This is a genomic window from Pseudodonghicola flavimaris (assembly GCF_030164425.1).
GTDB lineage: Bacteria > Pseudomonadota > Alphaproteobacteria > Rhodobacterales > Rhodobacteraceae > Pseudodonghicola > Pseudodonghicola flavimaris.
Genome location: NZ_JASNJD010000016.1, coordinates 98144 through 106908, shown reverse-complemented (window position 1 = coordinate 106908; position 8765 = coordinate 98144). Strand labels below are relative to the sequence as shown.

Here is an 8765-nt window from a genome sequence, read left to right as displayed (position 1 = left end):
CTCCATGTGGTTGGAGATCACCGCCACGATGTCGATCGGCAGCGCCCCGATCCGCCAGCGATAGAGCAGGTCGTTCAGGCAATGCCCGAACCGCGACACCATGATCACCACCTTCATCTTCTCCGACGGATCGTGGAAGGCGAAGTCCATGCCGAAGGCCTCTGCCGTGGCGGTGAAGCTCTCGCTCAGATCGGCGCGGCTGCGGCCGCCTTCGGACACAAAGCTCAGGCGCATGAAGAACCGGTCGTTCTCCAGATCGGAGAATTGCGAGCTGTCGTGGATGTTGCAGTCCTGTTCGGACAGGTAGGTCGAAATCGCCGCGACGATACCCGGGCGCACCGGGCAGGACACGGTCAGAGTGATCTGGGACATGTCTGTTGGACCTTTCTGAGGGTCAGCATTCCGGCAGATTGACGGCAATCCCACCGGTGGAGGTTTCTTTGTATTTGAGGTTCATGTCCTGCCCGGTTTCCAGCATCACGCGGACGCAGTTGTCGAGCGGCATGAAGTGTTGGCCATCGCCCTTCAGCGCCAGCGAGGCGGCGGAGACCGCCTTGATCGCCCCGAGCGCGTTGCGTTCGATGCAGGGCACCTGAACCAGCCCGGCGGCCGGATCGCAGGTCATGCCCAGGTGGTGTTCCAGTGCGATCTCGGCGGCGTTTTCGATCTGCTCGTTGCTGCCACCGAGCGCCGCGCAGAGCCCGGCCGCCGCCATGGCCGCGGCCGAGCCGACCTCGCCCTGGCAGCCGACCTCGGCGCCGGAGATCGAGGCATTGTGCTTGATCAGCCCACCGATGGCCGCGGCCACCAGCAACAGATCGCGGCACCCCGCGTGGGTCGCGCCGACGCAATGATCGCGGTAGTAGCGCAGCACCGCCGGCACCACCCCCGCCGCGCCGTTGGTGGGCGCGGTCACGATCCGCCCGCCGGCGGCGTTTTCCTCGTTCACCGCCATGGCATAGACGCTCATCCAGTCGTTGGCCTGATGCGGCTGCGCCAGGTTGCGCCCCTTCTCGGCCTGCAGCTGATCGTGGATCGCCTTGGCCCGGCGCTTCACCTTCAGCCCACCCGGCAGGATGCCCTCCTGACCCAGGCCGCGCTCGATGCAATCGTCCATGGTCTTGAGGATGAGGTCGATCTTGTCGTCGAGCGCCGCGCCATGCAGCACGGTCTCGTTGGCGCGTTTCATCTGTGCCACCGACAGCCCCGACCGCGCGCCCATCTCCAGCATCTCGGCGGCAGTGCCAAAGGGGAAGGGAAACGCCTGCGCGGCCTTCTCCTCGTGCAGATCGGGCTCGGCGGCCTTCTGCGCCTCGAGCTCGGCCGCCGTCAGCACGAAGCCGCCGCCGATCGAGTAATAGGTCTGCTGGTGATAGGTGTTGCCGGCGGCATCATAGGCGCGCAGCAACATCCCGTTGGCGTGACCCGGCAGCGCCGGACCCCAGTCGAACACCAGATCGTCGTCCGGCACGAAGCGCAGCTCGCCCAGGCCGTCCGGGCGCACGACGCCCTCGCGCCGCACCTCGGCCTCCAGATCGGCGGCCCGGTCGGGGTCGAGCGTCTCCGGCAACAGGCCGCAGAAGCCCAGGATCACCGCCCGGTCGGAGGCATGGCCCTTGCCGGTGAAGGCAAGCGATCCGTGCAGCCGTGCGCCGAGACCCGCCAGGGCATCGGCCCCGGGTATTTTCTCGGCCCCGCCGCGCAGATCGTCGAGGAACCGCGCGGCGGCAACCATCGGCCCCATCGTATGCGACGACGAGGGGCCGACGCCGATCTTGAAGATATCGAAGACCGACAGGTACATATCAGCCCGCCGATGCGTAGATCGGGAAGGCGTCGCACAGCGCGCGCACTTCGGCCCGGACCTCGGCCTCGACCTCGGCATTGCCCTCGGGGCTGTCGGCCAGCGCGTTCAGAACCCGCAGGATCAGGCTGCCGACCTGCTCGAACTCGGCCTCGCGGAACCCGCGGGTGGTGCCGGCGGAGGTGCCCAGACGGATGCCGGAGGTGACGAAGGGTTTCTCCGGGTCGTTCGGGATCGCGTTCTTGTTGCAGGTCAGACCGGCGCGTTCCAGCGCGATCTCGGCGACCTTGCCGGTAACCCCCTTGGGCCGCAGATCAACCAGCACCATGTGGCTGTCGGTGCCGCCCGAGACGATGCCCAGACCGCCGACCATCAGCACATCGGCCAGTGCGCGGGCGTTGTCGATCACCTGTTCGGCATAGGCGGCGAAGGAGGGTTCCAGCGCCTCGCCGAAGGCCACGGCCTTGGCGGCGATCACATGCATCAGCGGCCCGCCCTGGTTGCCCGGGAAGACGGCCGAGTTCAGCTTCTTGGCCAGCGCCTCGTCATTGGTCAGGATCACCCCGCCGCGCGGCCCGCGCAGCGTCTTGTGGGTGGTCGAGGTGACCACATGCGCATGCGGCACCGGGTTGGGGTACTGGCCGCCGGCGATCAGGCCGGCGTAATGCGCCATGTCGACCATCAGATAGGCGCCGACCTCATCCGCGATCTTGCGGAAGCCTTCGAAGTCGATCTTGCGCGGATAGGCCGAGGCGCCCGCCACGATCAGCTTGGGCTTGGTCTCCAGCGCCTTTTCGCGGACCTTCTCCATGTCGATCAGATGGGTCTGCGCGTCCACCTCGTAGGACACCACATCGAACCATTTGCCCGACATGGTCACCGGCGAGCCGTGGGTCAGGTGACCGCCATGGGCCAGCGACAGGCCCATGATGCGGTCGCCCGGCTGCAGCAGCGCCAGGAACACCGCCTGGTTGGCCTGGGCGCCGGAGTGCGGCTGCACGTTGACGAACTCCGCCCCGAACAGCTGCTTGAGCCGGTCGATGGCGACAGCCTCGACCTTGTCGACGAATTCACAGCCGCCGTAATAGCGCTTGCCGGGGTAGCCCTCGGCATATTTGTTGGTCAGCACCGAGCCCTGCGCCGCCATCACGTCTGCGGAAACGATGTTCTCCGAAGCGATCAGTTCGATCTGGGTTTGCTGACGGTCGAGTTCCTCGGCGATGGCCGATGCGATCACGGTATCGGAGATACCGGCCTTGGGAAGGGTATGGATCATCGGTGACGTCCTTTCGGGGTCAGAGGCTCTCGGCGGCCAGTTCGCGCACGCCGGTGTCGAGCAGATGGAAAAGATGGGTCGCGAAGCTGTTCCAGCAATCCAGCCGGAAGCTGGTATCGCCGTCGCGCCACAGGATCACGGTGGCGCCGTCGAACAGGGTCCGACGCCCCTCGCCCACGGCGATGGAGTCGAGATCGCGGGCACAGCCCAGCGTCAGCAGTTCGGCGCCACGCGGCCCGTCGATGACGAAGCTCACCTCGCGGCCGGAGATATCGACCAGGCTGTGAGGGTGGTCGGCATAGACGCCGGCGCAGGCCGCGGTGATCGCGGCTCCGTCGCGCTCCGGCGCATGCAGGACCCATTCGTCCGGCCCGAGGCAGAGCAGCTGGCGCTCACCGGCGGTGACGCGCTGGCCGATCCGGGTCGGCAGGCTGAGACCCAGCGCCGCCTCGAGCGGCGCCAGATCGCCCCGGGCGCGCAGCGAGAACCGGGCGCAACGGGGGGCGAAACCAACCCGGGCGGCGTCGCTATGCGCGAGAACGCCGGGCGTGAAGGAAGAAATCGGTGCGGTCATCTTCGCCTCCGGGTCAGATTTTCAGACGGGTGTTGTCGGGATCGACGAAGACCGTAGAGGTGATCTTCGCCGCGATGGTGCGGTCGGGCATCGGGATATAGACGGTCTCGCCCATCTTCTCGTGGCCGCCCGCGACCAGCGCCAGCGCGATCGGCTGATCGGTGGTGCCGATGTCGTAGGAGGAGGTCACATGCCCCACCATGGTCATCGGGATCGCCTGCTTCGGGTCGAAGACGATCTGCGCGCCCTCTTCCAGCTTCGATCCGTCCTCGGTCAGCAGACCGACCAGCTGCTTGCGATTCTTCGCCTGAAGATCCGGGCGCGCCAGCCCGCGCATGCCGACGAAGTCGGGCTTCTTCTTGCCCACGGCCCAGCCCATGCCACAGTCATAGGGCGTCACCGTCCCGTCGGTGTCCTGACCGACAATGATATAACCCTTCTCGGCCCGCAGGACGTGCATCGTCTCGGTGCCATAGGCGGTGATGCCATATTGCTGCCCGGCGTCCCACAGGGTCTCCCACAGCTTGCGGCCCAGATGCGCCGGCACGTTGACCTCGAAGCCGATCTCGCCGGTGAAGCTGACCCGGAACAGCCGCGCCGGCATGCCGGCGACGGTGCATTCCACGCAGGACATATGCGGGAAGGTCTCCTCGGTCAGCTCGACGCCTTCGACGAAGGGCGCCAGCAGCTTGGCGGCATCGGGGCCGTTCAGCGCCACGGTCGACCATTGTTCGGTGGTCGAGGTCAGCCAGACGTTCAGATCGGGCCATTCGGTCTGGAGGTAATCCTCCATCATGTTGAGAACCCGCGCCGCACCGCCGGTGGTGGTGGTGACGTGGAAGCGGTCCTCGCTCATGCGGCCGATGACACCGTCGTCGCGGATGTAGCCGTCGTCGCCCAGGAGCAGGCCATAGCGGCAGCGGCCCGGCGCCAGCTTGGTCCAGGGGTTGGTGTACATGCGGTTCATGAATTCCACCGCATCGGGGCCGACGACCTCGATCTTACCCAGCGTCGAGGCATCGAAGATGCCGACCGAGGCGCGGGTGGCGGCGCATTCGCGACGCACGGCGGCATCCATGTCCTCGCCCGGTTTCGGGAAGTACCGGGCCCGGCGCCACTGGCCGACCGGTTCGAACACCGCGTTCTTCGCCTCGGCCCAGCTGTCGATGTCGGTCTTGCGGGTCACCTCGAAATGCTCGCCGCGGTGATAGCCGGCAAAGGCCCCGAAGCTGGTCGGCGTATAGGGCGGCCGGAAGGTGGTCAGGCCCACCTGCGGCTGCTTCTTGCCGAGCGCGTCGGAGGCGATGTTCAGGCCGTTGATGTTCGACATCTTGCCCTGGTCGGTCGCCATCCCGTTGGTGGTGTAGCGCTTGACGTGCTCGATCGAGCGCATGCCCTCGCGCACGGCCAGACGCAGGTCCTTGGCGGTGACATCGTTCTGGAAGTCGACGAAGGCCTTGGCCTTGCCGGCGCTCAGGTCGGTCGGCAGTTCCTTGTGCGACACCCCGGTGCCGGGGCGGTCCGCCTCGACGGCATAAGCCACCTGCGCCCCGGTCTTGCCCAGGGCCTCTACCACGGCACGGCCCTTTTCGGCGCCGTCGGCCAGAGCGGCCTCGATGCCCCAGAGCCCGCGGCTGGCGCCGGCGATGACGCAGTCTTCCGGCGTGTTGTTCGGCAGGAAGGTGGTGCGGTCGTCATCCCAGGTCAGCGACCCCTTGGTGTGCGAGAACAGATGCAGCGACGGCGTCCAGCCGCCCGACATCAGCACCGCGTCGCAGCGGATTTCCTGACCGGAGCCGACGGTGCCGCCCGCGACCGGGTTGATCCGCAGCGAGGAAACCCGCAGACGGCCGGAGGTCGCGGTCGCGGTATGCGACAGCTTGACGGCGATGCCGCGTGCGCGGGCCTCGTTCAGCAGCAGCGCGTCGACATCGGCACGGGTGTCGACGATGGCCTGTACCTGGGCGCCGGCATCTTGCAGATCGAAGGCCGCGTACCAGGCCGCGTCATGCGAGGTCAGGATCACCGGACGCTTGCCGACCAGAACGCCGTAACGGTTCAGGAAGGTCTGCGCCGACCCCGCCAGCATCACGCCGGGACGGTCGTTGCCATGGAACACCAGCGGTTTTTCCAGCGCGCCCTGCGCCAGGACGACCTGTTTCGCGCGCACCCGCCACAGCCGTTCGCGGGGGGTGTCGGCGGGCAGCTTCGGCAGATGATCGGTCAGTTTCTCGACCAGGCCGATCAGGTTCTGGTGATAATAGGCGATGGCGGTGGTGCGGGTCATGACCTTCACACCCAGGGCCTTCAGCGCCTCCAGCTCGGCGGCCAGCCAGTCCCAGGCCGGCTTACCGTCGATCCGCGCCTGCGGTTCGGACAGCAGCGTGCCGCCGGCCTCGGCGTTTTCGTCCACCAGCACCACGCGCAGCCCCTCGACCGCCGCGGCGCGGGCCGCGGCCAGCCCGGTGGGCCCGGCGCCGACGATCAGCACGTCGCAATGCAGGTTGCGCGAGGCGTAATGATCCGGATCCTCCTCGGTCGGGCTCACGCCCAGGCCGGCGGCGGCACGGATGAAGGGTTCATAGACCTTGTCCCAGAAGCTGCGCGGCCACATGAAGGTCTTGTAGTAGAACCCGGCCGAGAACAGCATGTAGGCGGCATCGTTCACCGCGCCCACGTCGAACTTGAGGCTGGGGAACTTGTTCTGCGAGCTGGTTTCCAGCCCATCCCAGATCTCCTGCACGGTGGCGCGGGTGTTGGGCTCGAACCGGCCGGCGCCGCGGCGGGTGCCGATCAGCGCGTTGGGTTCCTCGGAGCCGGCGGCGATGGCGCCACGGGGACGGTGATATTTGAACGACCGGCCCATCAGGTGCACGCCGTTGGCCAGCAGCGCCGAGGCGACGGTATCGCCCTGAACGCCACGATAGCTCTTGCCGTCGAAGGTGAAGGTCACGGCACGGGAGGTGTCCACCCGGCCCCGGCCGGAAACGCGGTACTGGCTCATTTCAGGCCCTCCGTCAGGCTGGAGAGGTCAGGGCGCGGGTCGCCCGCCTTGTAGGTGGTGAGAAACTTGTCGGTGACGGTGTCGCGCACCGCATTGAAGAACCGGCCGCAGCCGTGGATGTGCCGCCAGCGTTCATAGAGCGGCCCCTTCACGTTGGAACGCATGAAGAGAAACTCGGCCCAGTCCTCGTCACTGACGTCGGAGGGTTTGGCCGGGCGCGCGATATGCGCCTCGCTGGCATAGGCGAATTCGACCTCGGGGAGGGTTTCGTTGCAGTAGGGGCAATGAATCAGAAGCATCTGTTTGACCTCAGTGAGCGTGCTTGTCTGCGCGCATGTCAGTGCGCGACAGCGGCGGCGGCGGCTTCGTCGATCAGACGGCCGGTGCGGAAGCGCTCAAGCGTGAAGGGCGCGTTGATCGGGTGCGGTTCGTCCTTGGCGATGGTATAGGCGAAGACATGCGCCGAACCTGGCGTTGCCTTGAACCCGCCGGTGCCCCAGCCGCAGTTGACATAGAGGTTCTGCACCGGGGTCTTGCCGATGATCGGCGAGCGGTCCGGTGTGTTGTCGGTGATCCCGCCCCATTTGCGCAGCATCCGCATGCGGTTGAAGATCGGGAACACCTCGGAAATCGCTGCGATGGTGTGCTCGATCAGCGGCAGGCCGCCGCGCTGCGAATAGCTGACGTATTGGTCGGTGCCCGAGCCGATCACCAGCTCACCCTTGTCGGACTGGCTGCAATAGGCGTGAACGGCGTTGGACATCACCACGCAGGGGAAGATCGGCTTCACCGGTTCCGACACCAGCGCCTGCAGCGGCATCGATTCCAGCGGCAGGCGCACGCCCGCGGTCGCCATGACCATGGAGTTGTGGCCCGAAGCGCTGACTGCGACCTTCTTGGCCTTGATGAACCCCTTTTCGGTTTCCACCCCGGCGACCGACCCGCCGGCATTGCGGCGGATCGCGGTCACGGCGCAGTTCTGGATGATGTCGACACCGCGTGCCGCCGCGCCCCGGGCATAGCCCCAGGCCACCGCGTCGTGGCGCGCCGTGCCGGCGCGTTCCTGCAGCGCGCCGCCCATCACCGGATACCGCGCATCCTTGGCGATGTTGATCGGCGGGCAGTATTCCTTGCACTCTTCCGGGGTCAGCCAACGGTTGTCGACACCGTTCAGCCGGTTGGCATGCACATGGCGCTTGAAGCTCTGCACGTCATGCACCGTGTGGGCCAGCATCAGGCAGCCCCGGTTCGAATACATGACGTTGTAGTTCAGCTCCTGGCTCAGCCCCTGCCACAGGTCCACCGAGTGATCGAACAGCCGCTGGCTCTCGTCATAGAGATAGTTCGAGCGGATGATGGTGGTGTTCCGGCCGGTGTTGCCGCCGCCCAGCCAGCCCTTGTCGATCACGGCGATATTGGTGATGCCGTGCTCCTTGGCGAGATAGTAGGCAGCGCCGAGCCCGTGGCCACCCGCGCCGACGATGACGACATCGTATTCGGACTTGGGCTGGCTGTCCGGCCATTGCTCTGTCCAGTTCTTGTGACCGCTCATTGCGTTCTTGAGCAGGTTGAAGGCGTTGAAACGCGTCATGGGCGTGCCCCCGGCTGAGAAAAGATCTGACGGAGTTGGTAGACCTCTGCGACGCGGTGGAATTGAATGTTTGCGACATCTGGACCGGAGATAAGCGCCAGCCCCTGTCGCCGCGGACCCGCGATCGGGCCATGACAGCACCGAAATGGCGATCAAACCCGGGTTATGTGCTCTGCCGCACCGTCACAGAAGCGTCACGGGGTCGGGTTAGCATCCGCTGAGCGGCGCAATGCTCCTGCCCGATGCGAATCGCTGCATCGCGCCACGCCTGAGTCCCGGCCGGATCCACCAGGTTGCCGCCGCGGGCGCAGATCGGCAAAGGCCCGCCCAGACGGGCCCGCAGACCGGTGGAAACCGGGCGCGCCGCATTGCTACTATTGGATCGTCGCAAAAATTCTGCCCCGACCGGCATCCTCCATCAATAACCGCCGGATCGGAGACTTTCGCCCAATACCGACCGCTGCGCCGGCCCGATTCCAGGGCCGACTGCCAGAACGAACTGGACGCACAGAGGCC

Annotated in this window: 7 protein-coding genes; all 7 read right to left on the bottom strand. The window is 66.5% G+C overall.

The window, feature by feature from the left end:
* Window positions 1–372, bottom strand: a 372-nt coding sequence (locus QO033_RS18365; RefSeq protein WP_284482419.1) for an ACT domain-containing protein, incomplete at its 3' end; no start/stop codon positions are given.
* Window positions 373–394: 22 nt separating this feature from the next.
* Window positions 395–1804 (bottom strand): L-serine ammonia-lyase, encoded by a 1410-nt coding sequence (locus QO033_RS18360; RefSeq protein WP_284482418.1) that lies wholly within the window; start codon window positions 1802–1804, stop codon window positions 395–397.
* A 1-nt stretch (window position 1805) separates the two neighbouring features.
* On the bottom strand, window positions 1806–3080 hold the full coding sequence (glyA, locus tag QO033_RS18355; RefSeq protein ID WP_284482417.1) for a serine hydroxymethyltransferase: 1275 nt from the start codon (window positions 3078–3080) through the stop codon (window positions 1806–1808).
* 19 nt (window positions 3081–3099) lie between these two features.
* Entirely contained in the window at window positions 3100–3654 is a 555-nt protein-coding gene (gene soxG, locus QO033_RS18350; RefSeq protein WP_284482416.1) for a sarcosine oxidase subunit gamma family protein, read from the bottom strand.
* 13 nt (window positions 3655–3667) lie between these two features.
* On the bottom strand, window positions 3668–6658 hold the full coding sequence (locus QO033_RS18345) for a sarcosine oxidase subunit alpha (protein ID WP_284482415.1): 2991 nt from the start codon (window positions 6656–6658) through the stop codon (window positions 3668–3670).
* Window positions 6655–6957 (bottom strand): sarcosine oxidase subunit delta, encoded by a 303-nt coding sequence (locus tag QO033_RS18340; protein WP_284482414.1) that lies wholly within the window; start codon window positions 6955–6957, stop codon window positions 6655–6657. The genes QO033_RS18345 and QO033_RS18340 overlap by 4 nt, the downstream gene beginning before the upstream one ends.
* Before the next feature lie 38 nt (window positions 6958–6995).
* Window positions 6996–8249, bottom strand: coding sequence for a sarcosine oxidase subunit beta family protein (locus QO033_RS18335; RefSeq protein ID WP_284482413.1), 1254 nt, complete (start codon window positions 8247–8249; stop codon window positions 6996–6998).
* Between the last annotated feature and the right edge of the window lie 516 nt (window positions 8250–8765).

What these genes read in the sequence shown, in the direction of transcription:
- QO033_RS18360 (WP_284482418.1), bottom strand. Translation starts at nt 1,804, where the DNA reads ATGTACCTGTCGGTCTTCGATATCTTCAAGATCGGCGTCGGCCCCTCG.
- glyA (WP_284482417.1), bottom strand. Translation starts at nt 3,080, where the DNA reads ATGATCCATACCCTTCCCAAGGCCGGTATCTCCGATACCGTGATCGCA.
- soxG (WP_284482416.1), bottom strand. Translation starts at nt 3,654, where the DNA reads ATGACCGCACCGATTTCTTCCTTCACGCCCGGCGTTCTCGCGCATAGC.
- QO033_RS18345 (WP_284482415.1), bottom strand. Translation starts at nt 6,658, where the DNA reads ATGAGCCAGTACCGCGTTTCCGGCCGGGGCCGGGTGGACACCTCCCGT.
- QO033_RS18340 (WP_284482414.1), bottom strand. Translation starts at nt 6,957, where the DNA reads ATGCTTCTGATTCATTGCCCCTACTGCAACGAAACCCTCCCCGAGGTC.
- QO033_RS18335 (WP_284482413.1), bottom strand. Translation starts at nt 8,249, where the DNA reads ATGACGCGTTTCAACGCCTTCAACCTGCTCAAGAACGCAATGAGCGGT.